This window comes from Mycolicibacterium alvei (genome assembly GCF_010727325.1).
In the GTDB taxonomy this organism is placed as follows: Bacteria; Actinomycetota; Actinomycetes; order Mycobacteriales; family Mycobacteriaceae; genus Mycobacterium; species Mycobacterium alvei.
This window is the reverse complement of sequence record NZ_AP022565.1, coordinates 1,459,872-1,478,460: the sequence shown is the minus strand read 5'-3', so window position 1 is coordinate 1,478,460 and position 18,589 is coordinate 1,459,872. Positions and strand designations below refer to the sequence as shown.

Here is an 18,589-nt window from a genome sequence, read left to right as displayed (position 1 = left end):
GGGCTTCCTCGCATTGCCGATCGGGCGGAGCTGCTTATTCAACGACGATCGTGTTCCGGCGATGGTCAGGCCGTGCTCGGCTACCACGTTCAACCGTGGCTAGGCGCGCTGGGAGCGCTTCGAAGGGCGGGGCCGCACCAGCACCGACTGCTGGATCGCGCCCACCGCGCCGGTCTGGTCGAACAATGTCCCGACCGTGGCGCCGATCCCGTCGGGCCCGTAGTTGGTATCGGCGCGGATGCCGATCCACTCCCCATCGGGAACACGGTGGATGTGCACCACCAGATCGGTGTTCAGGAATGTCCACTTGCGGATGTCGATCTTGGAGCCGATGCCGTTGGCGTCATCGGCAACCGCGAACAACCGCTGCAGCGGTGTCATCGCCTCACCCTTGACCACGTCGACCGTCGGCTTGAGCCATGACTCACCGGGACCCGGGGCTTGCGGCACGGTCAGCCAGCGCCAATCCACGCTGTGCACGTAGTTGGTCTCCCAGTTCTTGGCCATGTCGCGGCTGCGGGCCTGCTCCAGCGGCGGAAGGGGCTCGACACCGGTGTGCGCGACCGCGGTGGTGTCCATCTGCAGCATCCGCCACCCGCTGGCCCGCGCCACCACTCGCGGCGTGCCGTCCGGCCCGGGGGCCAGCATCTCGGCGCTGACCAGTTCGATCTGCTTGCCCGGCCGTTCCAGCTGCGCCCGCACCCACAGGTCACCGTCGGAGGGCACCCCGCCCATCAGATCGATGGCCACCCGGCTCAACCGGGTGTCGGCGCGGTGCTCGCAGCGTTCCAGTGCCCGCACCAGCAACGCCGACACCGGGGCGCCATGCTGGATGGCCGCCGACCAGGTTCCGCGCGCCATATCGGTCGCAGCGAATTTCTCACCGGTCGGGTCGTTCTCGTCGATCAGCTCGTAGTAAGAGTCAGACATATCTACCGTTCGGGTGTTGGTGGTCGTCAGTGGTGATGATGAGAGTCGTGATCGCCCGGTGCGGGCGTTTCGACCGTCAGCGCGTCGACCCGCGACAGCTTGGTGCCGATGAGACGCTCCGGATAGGCGTCGGTGGTGGTGACCAGAAACAGGGTGCGTCCCTCGGTACCGCCCAGGGCGCACGCGATGGCGGTGCGTTGCCCGGCGTCGATCCGGTGCGTGATCGCAGAACCGTCGGGAGCGATCCGCTGGAACTCTTCGGCCAGGGTCAACGCCGCCCACACCCCGCCCTCGGCGTCGATCGCGAGACCGTCGGGAGGGCCGTCGAGACCATCGGCGAACACCCGTCGGTCGGTGAGGCTGCCGTCAGGGCGGATTGTGAACGCGCTGAGCCGTCGCGCCGTCGACTCCGCGACAATCAGGGTGCTGCCGTCGGGCGTGATCACCATGCCGTTCGGAAAGTCGAGGTGCTCGGCCACCACCGTCACTCGGTCATCGGGGTCGATGCGCACGATCACCCCGTTGGTCCGGGCCTGGGACCCGACATAGGCGCGGCCGTGCTCGTCGATCACCATGTCGCCGAGGGCTGCGGGGACCAGGTCGCTGAGATCGGCCAGGACTACGACGGTGTCGCCGTCGTAGCGCAGTACCTGGCGGCGCTCGGTCGATGCGATCAGCAGGGTGCCGTCGGGCCGAAAACCCAACCCGGACGGGGAGTGTCCGGGGACGGGCAGGGTGGTCATGGAGCCTGACAGCGTGACCGTGTGGACGGCCTCGCCCAGCATGTCGGAGAACCACAGCAGGCCTTCGAACCAGCGGGGCCCCTCACCGAAACAGAAACCATGTGCCAGTTCGGATGTCCCCGTCTGCTCGGTTCCGGCCGTCATGTTCGCGCACCTTTACAAAACACGCCTTAAGTGTCACGCTCGCTGGGTGTCACTGTCAACCACCGGAGCGTCGTGATGAAGAAGTTCTACGGCCACACGCTGCTGTATCTGCACGAGACCATCGACCTGGGGTCGGGTCGGACCGATCGGTTCACGGAAATGTTCGGCGAGGTCTATCAGCCGATGATGGAGGACCTCGGTGCCCGTCTGTTCTCGATCTGGGAAACCACGCCTTACAACGGGCACTGGCCGCAGGTGACGATCATCTGGGAGATCGACGCATTCGCCGACTATGCCCGGATCGGCAAGGCGCAGGCGGTCGGCGGCAGTCATGAGAAGCCCGCACTGCAGTGGGCTGCCTACCTGTCCGAGATCGGGGCCCGCGGTGAGGGTCGAATCATGTACGCCGGCAAGTACAACCGGACACTGGCGCAGCTCCGAGAGGCAAACTTCGGTGCGGGCCTGGTGATCCAGGAGATCATGGAGACCAAGCCCGGGCGTCAGGACGATTACATCCGGGAGCTGGAACGGCTGTATGTACCGTGGTCGGAGAGCACGGGCAAGCGCTGGCTGGGCTCGTTCATCACGACTTTCCGGTTCAACGAGGTGATCCACTACTGGGCGCTCGACGACGACTGGGACTGCTTCGAGAACCACTACCCGTCGTGGAAGGGGGACCCGCCCGTGGAGATCGTGACCTGGATGAGCGTGGCCCCCGCGCTTCGCGACGGCTGGGAGGACTCCATCCTGTCGGCCCTGCCGCCGTCGCCGCTGAAGTAGAGGCCGAGATGAACTCGATGAATCAGCGCGTGCTGCAGGATTTCACCTACGACCCGTTCGATCCGGACGTGATGGCCAACCCTCTGCCGTACTACCGGACCCTGCGCGACGAGTACCCGGTGTACTACATCGACAAGTGGGACACCTATGCGCTGTCCCGGTTCGACGACATCTGGAACATGCTCGGGATCAACGATGGAACTTTCGTTGCCTCCGAGGGGACGCTGCCCGCCGCCACCGTCCTCGCGCACCACAACGACAGCGCGGTGCAGGATCCGCCGTTGCACCCCATGCCCTTCCACGCCAACTTCGATTCGCCGATCTACGAGGACGTGCGGCGGTGTACGTCGGCGCAGTTCCGGCCGCGGTCGGCGGCCAAGCTGGCCGACAGGATCCGAACGCTGGCCAACGAGCGTCTCGATGAGCTGTTGCCGCGCGGCAAGTTCGACCTGACGCAGGATTATGGCGGTATCGTCGCCGCCTCGATGGTCTGCGAATTCGTCGGACTGCCAGTCGATCTCGCGTCAGAAGTACTGGAGACGGTCAACGCTGGCAACCTGGCTCAACCCGGGGAAGGCGTCGAGGTCGGTAACGCCCGCCCTGGCTACCTGTCCTACCTCACGCCGATCATCGAGCGCCGGCGGGCAGAAGGTCATGACGGCAGTGTCCCGATCGCCGATGCCCTGATCGATTTCCGGCTGCCCGACGGATCGGCCTTCGGGGACATGGAAGCCGCCGTGCAGATGCTCGGCGTCTTCATCGGCGGTACCGAAACCGTGCCCAAGATCACCGCGACCGGACTCTGGCAGCTGCTGCGGCACCCCGCCCAATTGGCCGCGGTACGTTCCGATCTCGACGGGAACGTCCCGGTCGCCCGTGAGGAGATCATCCGGCACAGTGCACCTGCGCAGTGGTTCGCCCGCACCGTCCGGAGGCCCTACACCGTCCACGGCACCACCATCAACCCCGGTCAACGCGTCATCACGTTGTTGGCCTCGGCGGCCCGCGACGAACGGGAATACGACAACCCAGACGACTTCGTATGGAACCGGCCCATCGAACGACTGTTGTCGTTCGGCCATGGTCAGCACTTCTGCCTCGGTGTCCATGTGGCCCGGTTGGAGATCACGATCCTGATCCAGGAATTCCTCAAACGGGTGCCCGACTACCACATCGACGAGGCTGCGGCATCCCGCCCGCCCTCGAGTTTCCAGTGGGGCTGGAACAACATCCCCGTGGAGGTGTGACGTGTGGTCATACCGGCTCGTCGCTCCGTATACATTTGAGCGGCAGGATATTTCAGAGCCGTCACCGGAGTCGCTGACCGACGGCCAGGTGCTGCTGGATTTTCTGGCCGCCGGGATCTGCGGCAGCGATCTCCCGGGATTTCGCGGCACCCAGGGCAAGTTGCCGGGGGATACCGGATGCTGCGCGGCGGAGATGACCGGATTCCCGATCCACGAGATCGCCGGCGAGGTGCTGGCCAGTCGCCATCCGGACCACCGACCGGGGGAGCGTGTGGTGGGTTGGGCTTCGGGCTTCGACGGTCTGATGGGCCGCGTGGTCGCCGGCGGCCACGGGTTGGTGTCCTACGACCCGACTCTGACCCCGGAGCTGGCGGTCGGTCTGCAACCGCTGGCCTGTGTCCTCTACGCGCTCGAGCAGCTGCCGGATCTGGAAGGCCGCCACGTGGCGATCATCGGCCAGGGCTCGATCGGATTGTTGTTCGCCTATGTGGCAAAGGCGTTCGGTGCCGCTCGGGTCACCGGTGTCGATCCGGTGGACCGTTCTTCGGTCAGCGCCCGGTTCGGGGTTGATCATCCCATCCGGGCCACGAGCGATCGTTGGGTCAGGCACCTGGAACCGACGGGCAAGCCCGATGTCGTCATCGAGGCCGTCGGACATCAGGTCGCCACGCTGAACCACGCATTGGAAGCGGCCGCGTTCGGGGGCACGGTGTTCTACTTCGGGGTGCCCGACGACGACAGCTATCCGATCAGCATGCGCACCATGCTCCGCAACAACCTCACCCTGAAATCCGGTGTCACCCTGGACCGTCAGCGGGTGTTGCGCCGGGCCGACGAATTCGCCCGGGAGCATCCGGACCTGTTACCCGGCTACGTGACCCACACCTTCGGTTCCGACGATGTGCAGGCGGCATTCGAACTCGCCTGCCGCCCGGTGCCCGAACGCGTCAAGATCGCGATCACCCGATGAGCACCAGCAGATTGCAGGATGCACTGGCGGCCAACGCCCGGGTCTGGGGCGGCTGGGTGGTCGGGCCGACGATCCTCGGCCCCGAGGAGTTCGCCGCGGCCGGCTACCACTACGTCGGATTCGACGTCCAGCACGGATATCTCGATGATGCCGACGTGGCCCTGCTGTTGCGTCGGCTCGAACATGTGCCGATCGCCACCGCGGTGCGGTTGCCGTCGCCCGACCCCGCACCGATCGGCCGGGTCCTCGATGCCGGCGCGGACGGGGTGATCATCGCGATGGTGGAAACGGCCGAGCAGGCCGCCGCTGCCGTCGCGGCCACCCGGTACGCGCCGGCCGGGGTGCGCAGCTTCGGACCGCTGCGGGCCGGCCTGGGACAGGACACCGCCGAGTTGGAGTCCCGGGTCAGTGTGTTCGTGATGATCGAGACGGCGCGGGGTCTGGCCGCCGCCGAGGAGATCTGCGCGGTGCCCGGCCTCACCGGGATCTACGTGGGCCCGGCGGACCTGGCCATCTCGATGGGATACCAACTCTCCGACGCCTGGACGCACCCCGAGATACAGGCGGCGATCATCGCGGCCCAGAGCGCCGCCCGCGCCGCCGGGCTGATCACCGGAATCCATGCCGGGGCAGGCAAGCTCGGAAAGGTCGCGGCCGACTGGGGTTTCCAGATGATCACCCTCGCCTCGGAATCTCAGGCGCTACGCCGCGGTGCCGTCGAGCACCTCAACGAGGCAATAGGAAATGCCGGCGGTTCGTCCACACCCGGGCAGGCTACGACCGGCACCGAACGAGGAGGCTACAACTGAACGCAGGAGCAGTGCCGAGCGGTAACCGGGTCGCGTTGGTGACCGGTGCTGCACGCGGCCAGGGCGCGGCCATCGTGCGAAGGTTGGTGGCCGATGGCTACCGGGTGACCGCGGCCGATCTGCTGATCGACGAACTGAACTCCGGTACAGCTGAATTCGGTGATCAGGTGCTGGGCGTTCAGCTGGACGTGACGTCGGCTGAGCAGTGGCAGGCCGCGGTGCAGGCTACCGTCGACCGGTTCGGTGGGCTCAACGCGCTGGTCAACAACGCCGGGGTGCTGCACCGGGCATCTATCCCCGAGGAGACGCCGGCAGGGTTCGAGAGTGCTTGGCGGGTCAACTGTCTGGGCCCGTTCCTCGGACTTCAGGCGGCCCTTGAGCCGCTACGGCAGGCCGAGGGCGCTGCCGTGGTGAACACCTGCAGCACCGGCGCTGTCCGCCCGTTCCCGCACCACGCGGCCTACGGGTCGTCCAAGTGGGCGCTGCGTGGGCTCACCCAGTTGGCGGCCGCCGAACTGGGCCGCGACGGGATCCGCGTCAATGCGGTGTTCCCGGGACCGGTCGAGACGCCGATGCTCGACGAGTCGACCCAGGCCCGACTGGTCGACCGGGCCACCCTGGGTCGCCTGGGAAAGCCGAACGAAATCGCCGATGCGGTGGCGTTTCTGCTGTCCGGGCAGGCGGCGTTCATCACCGGTTCCGAGCTCCTTGTCGACGGCGGCCAATGTCTGCAGATCGGATGACACAGGTGTCGAGTGCCAGATCACCGAAACTCTCAGTGGGAATCATCGGCGCCGGTCCGGGTGGGCTGGCACTCGGAATCTTCCTGAAAAAGGCGGGTTTCGACGTCTTCACGATCTTCGACCGCGAAGACGGGGTCGGTGGGACGTGGCGGATCAACACCTATCCGGGCCTGGCCTGCGACGTGAAGTCGCACCTGTACTCCTACTCGTTCGATCTCAACGCGGACTGGAGCAGGTTGTGGGCAGGACAACCGGAGATCCTGGAGTACTTCGAGCGCTGTGCCGAGCGCTACCGGCTGGGTCCGCATCTGCAGCTGAACACCGAGATCACCGCGGCGCGGTGGGACGCCGATGCCAACAAGTGGGTGCTGACCACCGGGGCCGGTGTGCAGCACCGATTCGACATCGTGGTGTCGGCGATCGGCCTGTTCACCCAGCCGCTGCTACCGGACCTGCCGGCCGAGGAGCCTTTCGCCGGCACGGTCATGCACACCGCGAACTGGGATCACACCGTCGCGGTCGACGGCGCCAGGGTGGCCGTACTCGGTACCGGATCTACTGCCTCCCAGGTGGTTCCGGAGATAGCGAAGGTCGCCGAGAAGGTGTATTCGGTGCAGCGCTCGCCGACCTGGGTGTTGCCGAAACCGGACCGCCGCTACACCGAGCGGGAACGCTGGCTGTTTGCTCATGTGCCGTTCGCGAAGAAGGTCTACCGGACCCGGCTGTGGCTGCGCAGCGAGTCCAACATCGCCGTCATCGAGGACGGCAGCGACAAGACCCAGGAGTTCAAGGCGGTTGCGCTCAACCTCCTCGAATCGACCGTGGCCGACGAGGAACTGCGGGCCCGGTTGACCCCGGACCACCCGCTGGGGTGCAAGAGGCTGGTGTTCTCCCCGGATTTCATCGCCACCCTGACGAAGCCCAACGTCGAGGTGGTGTCGAGCCCGGCCCGCGCGCTGCGGGCCCGGTCGCTGGTCACCGAGGACGGGCGAGAACTCGACGTCGATGTGGTGGTGTGCGCCACCGGTTATGCGGCCGCCGACTATCTCGGGCAGATCGAGGTCACCGGCGAAGACGGGGCGTCGCTGCACGATACGTGGAGTGACGGGGCTTTTGCCTACCTGGGAATGACCGTGCCGGGTTTCCCGAACTTCTTCATGCTCTACGGGCCCAATACCAACGTCGGCTCCAACAGCGTCATCTTCATCCTGGAGGCACAGGCCCGCTACGTGGTCCGGGCACTCAAACACCTTCGGCGCAAACGTAAGTCCTACGTGGCGGTGCGTCCCAGCGCCATGGCCGCGTTTCTGGCCGACATCGACCGGTGGATGCAGGGCACGGTGTGGTTGACCCGGTGCAGCAGTTACTTCCGGGCACCCAGCGGGCGGGTGGTCACCCAGTGGCCACGCAGCGCCCGCGCATTCTGGTCGATGACCCGCCGATTCCGGTCCGCGGACTACACTTTCCAACCGCCCACCAACTACCCGGCCCCGGTCTCCGCGGCCGCCGATCGGACGGACGGCTGAGCCATGCCCTGGCTGGAGCGCCTCGACCCCGCGTTGCACGGGTTTGCCGAGGCCCGGACCGATCTGACCACTGATCAGCTGGGCGTGGTGCGTACCTCTCTGGATCAGCGTCGCCGCGATGCTGCGCAGGTCCTGGACACCCCGGGGGTGGAGATCGTCGGGGCGCGCGTCGCGCTCGGACGACGCACCATCCCGGTGCGGATCTACCGCGGTGGACCCTCACCGTCGCCCGCGGTGGTGTACTGCCATTCGGGTGCCTTCGTCCTGGGCAACCTCGACACCGACCAGATCCAATGTGTGGAGTTGGCCCGCCGTGCCCGGTGCACCGTGATCGCGATGGACTACCGGCTCGCACCCGAGTATCCCTATCCGGCCGGCTTCGATGACGCGATGGTGGTGCTCAACTGGGCGGCCACGCTGGCCGGCGAACTCGACATCGACCCGGGCCGCATCGCGGTGGCCGGCAACAGCGCGGGCGGCTCTCTGGCCGCGCTGCTGGCGCAGCATGCCGCGGCCGGCTCCGCGCCCCCCATCGTGTTCCAGTCGCTGCACCAGCCGGTGCTCGACGACCGTCCCACCCGGTCCAAGCAGGAGTTCTCCGACACCCCGGGCTTCGACGGCCCGGCGAGCGCAGCGATGTGGCGACACTATGCGGGCGGTCGGGACGTTCCCGAGGCGGCCGTGCCCGCGCGGGCCGTGAATCTGACCGGTGTGGCGCCGGCACTGATCACGTGTTCGGAACTCGATCCGCTGCGCGACGAGGCGCTCGACTATGCGCGCCGCCTGCTGATCGAGGGCGTTGCCACCGAATTGCACCTGTTTCCCGGGACGTGCCACGGATTCGATTCGTTGCTTCCCGAGTGCGAGGTCAGCCAGCAACTTTTCGCATTGCAAGGTGCGGCACTGCGCCGTGCCCTGCACGGATGATGCGGTAGCTGGTCACCTCGGCGGTGGTTGTGGTCGACGTTGTGGGCAATAATGCAGGTCTGTTCTACCCGGGTCTCGCACGGACAAATCGGTGCGGCCGGTGCGACGATCGCCGCGGCACGCCCGAGTGGGCCACCCGGTACGTCGGGAGCGAATGAGCGATTGAGAGGTAACTATGTCGGCCGACGACGACCGGCTCATGTACTCGGGAGATGCCAGACACGCCAGAGATCCGCTGGCATACGGCGGACTTGACGCCCTCCTGGGCGGACCGGTCGCGGCATTGCCCAACGGGCGGTCCCGGCACGGCGACGCCAGGGTGTCGACCCCTCCGGTCGTGTTGACCTCGAATTTCGCTGCTCCCCGCGAAGCCGAGATCACCGCCAAACTTCCGCCGGTCCCCGGCCGCCCGATCAGCGGGTCGTCCTCGGCCGGGAGCTGGATCCTGGAGCAGCCGATCCCGGCGGCCGCACCGGGCGAGCCGCGCGCCATCGACAACCTCTCCCGCGTCGGCGTGCGCTCCTCGGTCAAGATGCAGCCGCGACGCGGCTGGCGACGGGTGGTTTTCGCCACCACCCGCCTCAACCCGGGGCTTTCCCGCGACGAACTGTACGAACTGGATCTCTACGCCAGAGTGCGCCGTACGGCGCGCGAGTCCCATCAGATCGGTGTCTTCGGCTTGAAGGGTGGCGTGGGCAAGACCGCCGTCACCGTGGCGCTCGGTTCGGTCCTGAGCGCGGTTCGGGGCGATCGGATCTTGGCCGTCGACGCCGACCCGGCCAGCGGCAACCTGGCCGACCGGGTCGGTCGGCAGTCCTCAGCGACGGTGAGCGACCTGCTGGCCGCCAAGGACCTGTCGCGTTACAACGATGTCCGGGCCTACACCAGCATGAACGAGTCGAAGCTCGAGGTGCTGTCCAGCGACGAATACAGCGGAGCTGGCCGGGCCTTCAACGACGAGGACTGGAACGCGGCCACCGCTGCGGTCTCCAAGCACTACAACCTGGTGCTGGCCGACTGCGCGGCCGACATGTTCGCGCCGGCGGGCCGCGGCGTACTGGCGACGGTTTCGAGCGCGGTCATCGTGGCCAGCGCCTCGATCGACGGTGCCCGTCAGGCAGCGGTGACCATGGACTGGCTGCGACACAACGGTTACCAGGATCTGCTGAACCGCTCCTGCGTGGTGGTCAACCACGTCGGGCCCCGCAAACCCAACGTGAACACCGGCGATCTGGTGCATCAGTTCCAGAAGCATGTGGCTCCGGGCCGAGTGTTCGTGTTGCCGTGGGATAAGCACATCGCCGCGGGCACCGAGATCCATTTCGACCTGCTGCGGCCCGCTTTCCGGCGCCGCACCCTGCAGCTGGCGGCGGCGCTGTCCGACGATTTCGAGGGCTCGGCCGCGGTGCCCTGATTCGCGGCTCAGCCGAGCGCCAGCTCCCGGGCCACCGCGGCGTGATACTTGTCGATGTTGGCCGGATTGACCACGCGGAACAGTGCATCCGGCAGCGGGGCATCTTTATAGGCCTCGATGGTCATCGTGCGGCTGAACAGCGTGATGTCGTTGCCCGGGCGGGTGAACTGATACTGAACGGTGATACGACCTTCCATGCCGCCGTTGCCGTCACGATCGTGGCCGAGCCGGCCCGCCGAGTTGAACACCCACATGCGCGGTCGCATGGCGATCGCCAGGTGCCAGGTGTAGATCTGGGTTCCGTCGGGTCCGGCCTCGGACCAGGTGTCGCCGACCTGCAGCGGTAGCCGCTCGGGTAATCCGCCGATGTGCGCGCTGCCCGGGTAGGTCTTCACCCAGTTCGCTGGATTGGTGACGAAATCGTAGACCTCCTCCGCTGATTGCGTGAAAGCCGTCTCGGAACTGGTGGTCACGATGCCCACTGCTGTTCGCCTTCCTCGATATTTCTGGTGGTCACACTTCGCAGCCGCAGGACGCCGACGTCCCCGACGAGGGGAGTTCGGCGAGCACGTCCACGCGGGTGTCGTCGAAGCTGAGGAATCCCTGGATGGGCAGGGATTCCGGTGGGGTGTCGGGGTAACTCCACGCCACGTCGGCGATGACGGTGTCGCCGACGACCGCCGACCAGTAGGTGGCGGTGCCCTTGTAGTTGCAGTACGACGTGGTCGGGCTGATCTGTAGGAGATCGGTACGGACCAGGGCGGGGTTGACGTACAGCCGCGGTTCCAAGGCGGTTTCGAAGACGATCACCGTGTCGTCGGTGTCGACCAGCACGGTCTCGGCGGCCGTCACCCGCAGGCCGCGGCGGGTCGTCCGGCAGTCGACCCGGTGGTAGGGATTCGGCGGGTAGTGCACGAGCTGGCGGCCCTCTTCGACCCACGTGTCGACGGCGTCCCAGGGCACCGCCACATATCCCGCTGCCTCGGCCACCGGCTCGTGCGGGAGGTCACCGACCTCATCGCTGCGGAATGCGTAGCTGAGTGGGTGACCGGCGCGGTGCACCATCAGGGCGTGCTCGGTGTCGAGTACCGCGACTTCGCCGCGGAAAGCTTGAATACGGCGCGGGTGCGGTTCGACGTAGACCGTGCCGTCAGTGAGCGGGGGAGTGAACCAACCGGCCGGTTGTGTACCCAACGGACCCCGCCCTGCGACGAGACTCATTGCAGCACCTCCATTTTGGACAACTTTCCGGACGCGGGCGCGTCTGCTCGACGCAGCGGTGGCCATTGGCGTGGTCGATCGCTGCCTCAAAACAGAAGCTTTACAGATTCTCTTGAGAATGTCACGCTGTTGGGTGAGGCGGGACACACCGCAGCGCCCCCGTCGAGAGTGCCGACCGATAGCCCTTTGGACCCGGATTGGATGCCCTATGTCCCGACAGTCAGGAATGTCCGCGCAATTGTCTGAGGTGCGCGGCGACGGCAATACGCTCGTGGTCCCGTTCGCCCGGCCACGGGCGCGTCCCGAGAAGGCCCTGCAGTACCAGCTGAACGTGGTGGCCGGCGATGTCGCCGAAGTGGTGTCGGGCATCGGCGGGTGGTTGTTCGACCGGGCGATGGCGGGCTGGCAGGTCAGCGTCGCCGCCGGTGAGGACGGAGATCAGCGTGCGCTGCGCATCCTCGGGCTGAAAGCCGTTGGCCTGGAAGGGCTGTGGCAGCCGGCGGACGCGGACTCGGTCGCGATGACGGTGATCTGCGCCTCCCGGCTCGAATCCGATGACCACGGGCTCTTCTGGCGCAGCGCCAGGGCCGACGTGGTCTTTGCCGGGGCGCACGGCGCCGATGGCCTCGGCGGGGCGATGGAACGCGTGCAGTACCGGCCGAGCGCGGCGGCGTTGGCCTTCAAGTCCCATGCGCTGGTAGTGACCGGCGCGGATCCGGGGTCGGCAGACGGGGTGGAAACGCTGTTCCGCGGTGAGCGTTCTGCGGGTCTGCTCGACGCCGACCTGGTTTCGGGGTGTTGATGCCGGAACCGGCCTCGGTCGCGGGCCTGCTCGAGGTGTTCGACGTGACGCCCGTCGGGACGGATCGGTTCGCCGGGCGCACTGGGCCGGCCGGAACCGACGGCAGGCAGGTGGCCAAGGGTGCACAAGCGTTGGGCCAGGCCATTGTGGCAGCGGCAAAGCGATTCCCGGACAAGACAATTCGATCGGCGCATGCGGTGTTCACCCGACCGGTCGAGATCGACTCCACCGTCGAGCTGTGTGTCAACGTGGTGCACGAGGGTCGTTCGACCGCGACCGCGGTGGTGGCCGTCGACCAGGATTCACGGCTGTGCGCGACGGTGACGGTCCTGGCCGATGTGCCGACGGGCGACGTGGTCCGTCACCACGCATTGCGACCCGACGTCGAAACGCCCGACGACGCCAACCCGGCCGGGCAGGCCATGGTCGGTCACGAGTTGCGCCTGTTCGATGTGGTGGACGTCAACAGTCCCGACGAGGTGGGGCCTCCCGAGCTCCATGCCTGGCTGCGCTATGACCCGATCCCCGAACGTGACGATCTCGCCAAGGCGCTGCTGGCGTATTTCACCGGGCAACTTGGCATCTCGACCACGATGCGACCACATCGCGGGGTCGGTACCGCCCAGGCGCACGAGACAATATCGACAGCCGTGATGTCGACGTCGGTCAGTTTCCACGAGCCGGCGGAGTGGGACGGCTGGCTGCTCTACAGCCATGAGAGCACCGCGGCCGGACAGGGGATGTCGTATGTCCGCGGTCAGATACACACCGAGGACGGCGAGATGGTGGCGTCATTCGCCCAGGAAGGGCTGATTCGGCCGATGCGACCGGTGGATACCTCGATCGATGTGCCGGCCCGGTTGTAGGGTCGGCAGGGGCGATGTGCGGCTAGCGAATCCAGCCGCGGCGACGCATCCAGATGTTGCGCCCCACGGCCAGGAAGATCAGCGCCGCGAATGTGATGAGGAACCAGTCCTCGACCTTCCCGACGTGGTTGCCGTGCATCATGACCAGCAGGAAGAGCGCGGACAGGATGCCGCCGAGGTGGATCACCTTGATGTTCAGATCCGACCAGCCCCACGCTGCGGACGGCACTTCCTCGACGTCGACGCCGTTGTTGCGCTCCACTTCGGTGCTGGCCACGGTTGCTCCTCCGGATCGAACTGGCTTCAGGCTTGGCTTGCGGACATTCTGACATACGACGCTGCGTCGTACGCCAGCCCTGGGGGGTCAACCCAGGCGCCGGTACCTCCGCAGCGCCTCCAGCCGCTCCTCGGCGTGGTCGGCGATCGGTTCCGGATACGACCCCGGTCGATCGGCACCGAGTTTGTGCACGTCGACGACATCGGCCAATTCCGGCACCCAGCGTCGGATGTAGGCGCCGTCGGGGTCGAACTTCGCGCCCTGCAGGCCCGGATTGAAGACACGGAAGTACGGCGCGGCGTCGGTGCCGCAGCCGGCCGCCCACTGCCACCCGTGTTGGTTGTTGGCCAGATCGCCGTCGATCAGCTGGTCGAGAAACCAGCGTGCCCCCCATTGCCACGGCAGGTGCAGGTCCTTGACGAGGAACGACGCCACGATCATGCGCACCCGGTTGTGCATGAACCCGGTCGCGGCCAGCTGACGCATTCCGGCATCGACGATCGGAAAGCCGGTCCGGCCGGACTTCCACGCCGCGAATGCCTGCCGGGCCGCCTCGTCATCGTCCAGTTCGATTGCGTCGAAATCGCGGTTCCAGTTTCGCCACGCACTGTCGGGCCAGTGATGCAGCACCGCGGCATAGAAGTCGCGGAAGGCCAGCTCCCGCAGGTAGGCCTCGTCGCCGGAGCCGAGGTCAACGGCCATGGTTCGTGGGTGGATGGCGCCGAACTTGAGGTGCGCCGACATCCGGCTGGTGGCGTCGAGGTCGGGGCGGTCGCGCCCGGTCGGGTAGTCGGCCAATCCCTTCGCCACGAAATCCCGCCACTGCGACACGGCCGCGCGCTCGCCCGCATCGACCATCAGTTCATCTGTGACAGAAGGAATTTCGGCTCGGTCGGCGATGTCGTCGGAGATATCTGCGGGGTCGATCCAGCGCGCCGAATCGGGCCCGGAATCGGCAGGAGGACGCCAACCGTGCCCGCGCCAGGCGCGGAAGAACGGCGTGAAGACCCGATACGGCGCACCATCCGATTTGGTTATCCGGCCGGGCGACACCAGGTAGCCCGATCCTGTTGCGCACAGGTCGATCTCGCCGAGAGCCGCCCGGACCGTGTCGTCGCGCCGCCGACCGAACGGCGAGTGGTCCTGCGAGACGTGTACCGAAGTGGCGCTGATGGCCCGGGCCAGCGCCGGAATCCGCTGTTCGGGTCGGCCGCGAGTCACCAGCAGATTTCCGTCGAGGCGCTCGGACAGGTCGCGCAACGCCCGGTACAGGTACTGGAGGCGACGCGCACCCGAGGAGGCCTCCAGTCGCGGATCGAGCACGTAGCAGGCCATCACTGCGCCGTCGAGTCGGGCGGCCTCCAACAAGGCGGGATGGTCGTGAAGGCGCAGGTCTCGCCGAAACCAGAGCAGCGTGGGCATGTGTCCATGCTGCCCGTGCACACACCGGACACACACGGAAGGTCTGCAGATGCAGTTTTGGAGCGGTACGGCATTCATGGATACCACCGACGCACTGACGGTTGCTCCGTTGCTCGACGATGCCGGATATCACGGCATGGTCTGCTCGGATCACATGATCTATCCGCGTGAGCTGTCCTCGCCGTACCCGGATTCGCCGACAGGTAAGCCGCCGTGGGCACCGGAGACGGCCTGGCCGGACTCCTGGGTTCTGATCGGGGCAATGGCGGCGCTCACCCGTCGGCTGCGCTTCTCCAACGCCGTCTACGTGGCGCCGGCGCGTCCGCTGCTCGAAGTGGCCAAGCAGGTGGCGACGGCCGCGGTGATCTCCGGTGGGCGAGTGTCGCTCGGGGTGGGCGTGGGCTGGATGCGCGAGGAGTTCGAGCTCATGGGTCAGGATTTCGACACACGCGGGAAACGGCTGGACGAGATGATCCCGGCACTGCGCGAGATCTGGCGCGGCGGCTGGGTGTCCTACGAAGGGCGCTACTACTCGGTTCCCGAGATGATGATCGAACCGCACCCGCCCGCACCGGTGCCGATCCTGTGCGGCGGTGAATCCGAGACGGCGCTGCGGCGTGCGGCCCGTACCTGCGAGGGCTGGATCGGCTACGCCTACACCCTGGAGCAGGCGACCCGCTACACCGCCCGACTGGCCGAACTTCGACGTGAATACGGCCGGGAGCACGAGCCGTTCGAGATCATCCTGGCGCTGCTGGACTCGCCCACACCGGACCTGTACAAGCGGGCCGAGGAACACGGCATCACCGCAGTGATGTGCGCGCCGTGGCTCGCAATGCCCAACGGTGCCACGGGCACGGATCGTTTCCGGGGTCCCATCGAACAGTTCGCCGAGACGGTCATCGCGAAGGTCTGTTAGTCGGGGCCGATTCCCGGTCGGGACGTGCCGTCAGCTGGCGCGCCGGGCCCGGACGAAGGTGGCCGGCGCCGCACCGACGCTGGATGAGGTCAGCGCCGACGAACACCGACAGGTCACCGATGCATTCATCGCGGCGTGCGCCAACGGCGATCTGCAGGCGTTGGCCTCGGTGCGACCCGAGCGTCTGGGGTGTCGGTGCGGTGCTCACCGACCCGGTCCTGCGTCAGGTCAACCACGGTCGGCAGGACGTCGCGACAAACCTGCTCCGTTATCTCGGGCCGGGGGCGACGGTGGTGCGCGCGGCCGAGCCGGTGCTGCTGGCCTATGACCGGCGCCGGCTGTTCGCCGGCGTGGTACTGACCATCCGCGACGGGCTGGTGCTCAAGATCGAGGCCACCGCCGATCCGTCGGCCAGCATGCATTAGGGAACGCCCGTCACAGCGCGGCACAATGGACCGGTGAGCGACAGAATGCGCGTGCTGATCCTCGGAAGCACCGGATCCATCGGCACGCAGGCGCTCGACGTCATCGCGGCCAATCCGGACCGTTTCGAGGTCGTCGGCCTGGCTGCCGGTGGGGGCAACCCCGACCTGCTCGCCGCCCAGCGCGCCGCAACCGGCGTCACCAACATCGCGGTGGCCGACGCGGCCGCCGCGGAGCAGGTCGGCGACGTGACCTATACCGGGCCCGACGCGGCAACCCGCCTGGTCGAGAACACCGAAGCCGACGTGGTGCTCAACGCGCTGGTCGGGGCGTTGGGGCTGACGCCGACGCTGGCCGCGCTGGCCACCGGTGCGCGTCTGGCCCTGGCCAACAAGGAGTCACTGGTCGCGGGCGGCCCCCTGGTGCTCAAGGCGGCCGCACCAGGACAGATCGTCCCGGTGGATTCCGAACATTCCGCGATGGCCCAGTGCCTGCGCGGCGGCACCGCCGACGAGGTCGCCAAGATCGTCCTCACCGCGTCCGGCGGGCCGTTCCTCGGATGGTCGGCCGCCGACCTGGAATCGGTCACCCCGGAGCAGGCCGGCAAGCATCCGACCTGGTCGATGGGCCCGATGAACACGCTGAACTCGGCCACTCTGATCAACAAGGGGCTGGAGTTGATCGAAACCCATCTCCTGTTCGGCATCGACTACGACCGCATCGAGGTCGTCGTGCATCCGCAGTCGATCGTGCACTCGATGGCCACCTTCACCGATGGCTCGACACTGGCTCAGGCCAGCCCACCCGACATGAAACTGCCGATTGCGCTGGCCCTGGGCTGGCCGGAGCGGGTGGCCGGGGCGGCCCTGGCCTGTGACTTCACCACCGCCTCGACCTGGGAATTCCTGCCGCTGGACAACGAGGTGTTCCCCGCGGTGAATCTGGCGCGGGCGGCCGGAACGCGCGGCGGCTGCCTGACCGCGGTCTACAACGCGGCCAACGAGGAATCGGCAGCAGCCTTCCTCCGGGAGCGGATCCCGTTCCCGGCGATCGTCGACACCGTCGGTGACGTGTTGCACGCTGCCGACCAGTGGGCTGCCGAACCCGCTACCGTGGAAGAAGTACTCGACGCGCAGCGGTGGGCCAAACAACGGGCGCGTCGCATCGTCGAGGAGAAATCCACGAGAAAAGGGCTCGTCACCAAATGATGTTCGCTATCGGCATCGCGCTGTTCGCGCTGGCCATCCTGGTATCGGTGGCCCTGCACGAATGCGGGCACATGTGGGTGGCGCGCGCCACCGGGATGAAGGTGCGTCGCTACTTCGTGGGCTTCGGCCCGACGCTGTGGTCGACGCGGCGCCCCAACCGGTTGGGGGAGACCGAGTACGGCATCAAGGCCATCCCGCTGGGCGGGTTCTGCGATATCGCCGGTATGACCTCGGTCGATGAGATCGCACCCGAAGACCGGCCGTATGCGATGTACAAGCAGAAGGTGTGGAAGCGCGTCGCGGTGTTGTTCGCCGGGCCCGCGATGAACTTCATCCTCGGGTTTGTGCTCCTCTACGCGGTCGCGATCATGTGGGGCCTGCCCAACATCAATCAGCCCATCACCGCAAAGGTCGGCGAAACCGGTTGTGTGGCAGCACAACTGAGCCTCGACAAAATGGGTGAGTGCACCGGGCCCGGTCCTGCGGCGCTGGCCGGTATCCAGGCCGGCGACGAGATCGTCAAAGTTGGCGACACTCCGGTCTCGGATTTCAAGCAGATGGCCACCGAGATCCGCAAACTCAACGGTCCGGTGTCGATCGAACTCAAGCGCGACGGTCAGACCATCACGACCGTGGTCGACGTGACCCAGACCAAGCGGTTCACCAGCACGGAGGCCACCGAGCCGACCACCGTCGGCGCGATCGGCGTCAGTGAGGCCCGGGGTGAGCCGCCGACGCCGTACAACGCGATCACCGCGGTGCCCGCGACGGTCTCGTTCACCGGCGACCTCGCCGTTGAGCTCGGCAAGTCGTTGGCCAAGATCCCGACCAAGATCGGTGCGCTCGTGGAGGCGATCGGCGGCGGTGAGCGGGACAAGGAAACCCCGATCAGCGTCGTCGGCGCCAGCATCATCGGCGGCGAAACGGTCGAGGCCGGGCTGTGGGTGGCGTTCTGGTTCTTCCTGGCGCAGTTGAACTTCGTGCTCGGCGCGATCAACCTGGTGCCGCTGCTGCCCTTCGACGGCGGTCACATCGCGGTCGCGACGTACGAGAAGATCCGCAACATGATCCGTGCCGCCCGCGGCAAAGTCGCCGCGGGCCCGGTCAACTACCTGAAACTCATGCCCGCCACCTATGTGGTGTTGCTGGTGGTGGTCAGCTACATGTTGTTGACCGTGACCGCCGATCTGGTCAACCCGCTCAGCATCTTCGACTAGG

19 protein-coding genes and 1 pseudogene are annotated in these 18,589 nt (G+C 66.9%); 14 read left to right on the top strand and 6 right to left on the bottom strand.

Going from position 1 to position 18,589, the window contains the following annotated elements; genetic code table 11:
* Positions 1 to 99: 99 nt before the first annotated feature.
* Positions 100 to 930, bottom strand: a complete 831-nt coding sequence (locus G6N44_RS07055; protein ID WP_163662391.1) for a thioesterase family protein — start codon at positions 928 to 930, stop codon at positions 100 to 102.
* A gap of 26 nt (positions 931 to 956) precedes the next feature.
* On the bottom strand, positions 957 to 1,817 hold the full coding sequence (locus tag G6N44_RS07050) for an SMP-30/gluconolactonase/LRE family protein (RefSeq protein WP_163662390.1): 861 nt from the start codon (positions 1,815 to 1,817) through the stop codon (positions 957 to 959).
* A gap of 75 nt (positions 1,818 to 1,892) precedes the next feature.
* On the opposite strand from G6N44_RS07050, the gene G6N44_RS07045 reads away from it, so the two are divergent.
* From G6N44_RS07045 to G6N44_RS07010, 8 genes are all read left to right on the top strand, one after another.
* Positions 1,893 to 2,597, top strand: a complete 705-nt coding sequence (locus G6N44_RS07045) for an NIPSNAP family protein (RefSeq protein WP_163662389.1) — start codon at positions 1,893 to 1,895, stop codon at positions 2,595 to 2,597.
* A 17-nt stretch (positions 2,598 to 2,614) separates the two neighbouring features.
* On the top strand, positions 2,615 to 3,844 hold the full coding sequence (locus G6N44_RS07040; RefSeq protein ID WP_163662388.1) for a cytochrome P450: 1,230 nt from the start codon (positions 2,615 to 2,617) through the stop codon (positions 3,842 to 3,844).
* A 1-nt stretch (position 3,845) separates the two neighbouring features.
* Positions 3,846 to 4,814: a zinc-binding dehydrogenase gene (locus G6N44_RS07035; RefSeq protein WP_163662387.1), complete on the top strand. Its 969-nt coding sequence runs from the start codon at positions 3,846 to 3,848 to the stop codon at positions 4,812 to 4,814.
* Entirely contained in the window at positions 4,811 to 5,623 is an 813-nt protein-coding gene (locus G6N44_RS07030; protein ID WP_163662386.1) for an HpcH/HpaI aldolase family protein, read from the top strand. Before G6N44_RS07035 ends, G6N44_RS07030 begins: the two co-directional genes overlap by 4 nt.
* 11 nt (positions 5,624 to 5,634) lie before the next feature.
* Positions 5,635 to 6,366 carry an SDR family NAD(P)-dependent oxidoreductase gene (locus G6N44_RS07025; protein ID WP_163662384.1) on the top strand — a complete coding sequence of 244 codons (732 nt, stop codon included), beginning with the start codon at positions 5,635 to 5,637 and terminating at the stop codon, positions 6,364 to 6,366.
* Positions 6,348 to 7,892: a flavin-containing monooxygenase gene (locus tag G6N44_RS07020; protein ID WP_163662382.1), complete on the top strand. Its 1,545-nt coding sequence runs from the start codon at positions 6,348 to 6,350 to the stop codon at positions 7,890 to 7,892. Before G6N44_RS07025 ends, G6N44_RS07020 begins: the two co-directional genes overlap by 19 nt.
* A 3-nt stretch (positions 7,893 to 7,895) precedes the next feature.
* Positions 7,896 to 8,819, top strand: a complete 924-nt coding sequence (locus G6N44_RS07015; RefSeq protein WP_163662379.1) for an alpha/beta hydrolase — start codon at positions 7,896 to 7,898, stop codon at positions 8,817 to 8,819.
* A gap of 175 nt (positions 8,820 to 8,994) precedes the next feature.
* Positions 8,995 to 10,233: a MinD/ParA family ATP-binding protein gene (locus G6N44_RS07010; RefSeq protein ID WP_163662377.1), complete on the top strand. Its 1,239-nt coding sequence runs from the start codon at positions 8,995 to 8,997 to the stop codon at positions 10,231 to 10,233.
* 8 nt (positions 10,234 to 10,241) lie between these two features.
* Here the strand turns inward: G6N44_RS07010 and G6N44_RS07005 are convergent, their stop codons facing one another.
* Together G6N44_RS07005 and G6N44_RS07000 are read right to left on the bottom strand one after the other, a co-directional pair.
* Positions 10,242 to 10,715 carry an SRPBCC family protein gene (locus G6N44_RS07005; protein ID WP_163662375.1) on the bottom strand — a complete coding sequence of 158 codons (474 nt, stop codon included), beginning with the start codon at positions 10,713 to 10,715 and terminating at the stop codon, positions 10,242 to 10,244.
* Positions 10,716 to 10,746: 31 nt separating this feature from the next.
* Positions 10,747 to 11,454 carry a DUF427 domain-containing protein gene (locus tag G6N44_RS07000; RefSeq protein ID WP_163662373.1) on the bottom strand — a complete coding sequence of 236 codons (708 nt, stop codon included), beginning with the start codon at positions 11,452 to 11,454 and terminating at the stop codon, positions 10,747 to 10,749.
* A gap of 208 nt (positions 11,455 to 11,662) precedes the next feature.
* On the opposite strand from G6N44_RS07000, the gene G6N44_RS06995 reads away from it, so the two are divergent.
* Both G6N44_RS06995 and G6N44_RS06990 read left to right on the top strand, forming a co-directional pair.
* On the top strand, positions 11,663 to 12,256 hold the full coding sequence (locus G6N44_RS06995) for a hypothetical protein (protein ID WP_163662371.1): 594 nt from the start codon (positions 11,663 to 11,665) through the stop codon (positions 12,254 to 12,256).
* The gene (locus tag G6N44_RS06990) at positions 12,256 to 13,122 is read left to right on the top strand and encodes an acyl-CoA thioesterase (RefSeq protein ID WP_163662369.1); all 867 of its coding nucleotides are present in this window, start codon (positions 12,256 to 12,258) and stop codon (positions 13,120 to 13,122) included. The genes G6N44_RS06995 and G6N44_RS06990 overlap by 1 nt, the downstream gene beginning before the upstream one ends.
* Positions 13,123 to 13,144: 22 nt before the next feature.
* Here G6N44_RS06990 and G6N44_RS06985 read toward each other — a convergent pair whose 3' ends face one another.
* Positions 13,145 to 13,399, bottom strand: coding sequence for a DUF2631 domain-containing protein (locus G6N44_RS06985; RefSeq protein WP_163662367.1), 255 nt, complete (start codon positions 13,397 to 13,399; stop codon positions 13,145 to 13,147).
* An 87-nt stretch (positions 13,400 to 13,486) separates the two neighbouring features.
* The gene (locus G6N44_RS06980) at positions 13,487 to 14,821 is read right to left on the bottom strand and encodes a cryptochrome/photolyase family protein (RefSeq protein ID WP_163662365.1); all 1,335 of its coding nucleotides are present in this window, start codon (positions 14,819 to 14,821) and stop codon (positions 13,487 to 13,489) included.
* 49 nt (positions 14,822 to 14,870) lie between these two features.
* Here G6N44_RS06980 and G6N44_RS06975 point away from each other — a divergent pair, with 49 nt between their 5' ends.
* The 4 genes and pseudogenes from G6N44_RS06975 to G6N44_RS06960 all read left to right on the top strand — a co-directional run bounded on the left by G6N44_RS06975 (position 14,871) and on the right by G6N44_RS06960 (position 18,588).
* Positions 14,871 to 15,740, top strand: coding sequence for a TIGR03619 family F420-dependent LLM class oxidoreductase (locus tag G6N44_RS06975; protein ID WP_163662363.1), 870 nt, complete (start codon positions 14,871 to 14,873; stop codon positions 15,738 to 15,740).
* 13 nt (positions 15,741 to 15,753) lie between these two features.
* Positions 15,754 to 16,165: pseudogene (locus G6N44_RS06970) on the top strand (RNA polymerase sigma factor SigI); the annotation flags it as partial.
* Positions 16,166 to 16,210: 45 nt separating this feature from the next.
* Entirely contained in the window at positions 16,211 to 17,371 is a 1,161-nt protein-coding gene (dxr, locus tag G6N44_RS06965) for a 1-deoxy-D-xylulose-5-phosphate reductoisomerase (protein WP_179964552.1), read from the top strand.
* A complete protein-coding gene (locus G6N44_RS06960; RefSeq protein ID WP_163662357.1) occupies positions 17,368 to 18,588 on the top strand; it encodes a M50 family metallopeptidase in 1,221 nt (406 codons plus the stop codon). The genes dxr and G6N44_RS06960 overlap by 4 nt, the downstream gene beginning before the upstream one ends.
* The last annotated feature ends 1 nt before the right edge of the window (position 18,589 follow it).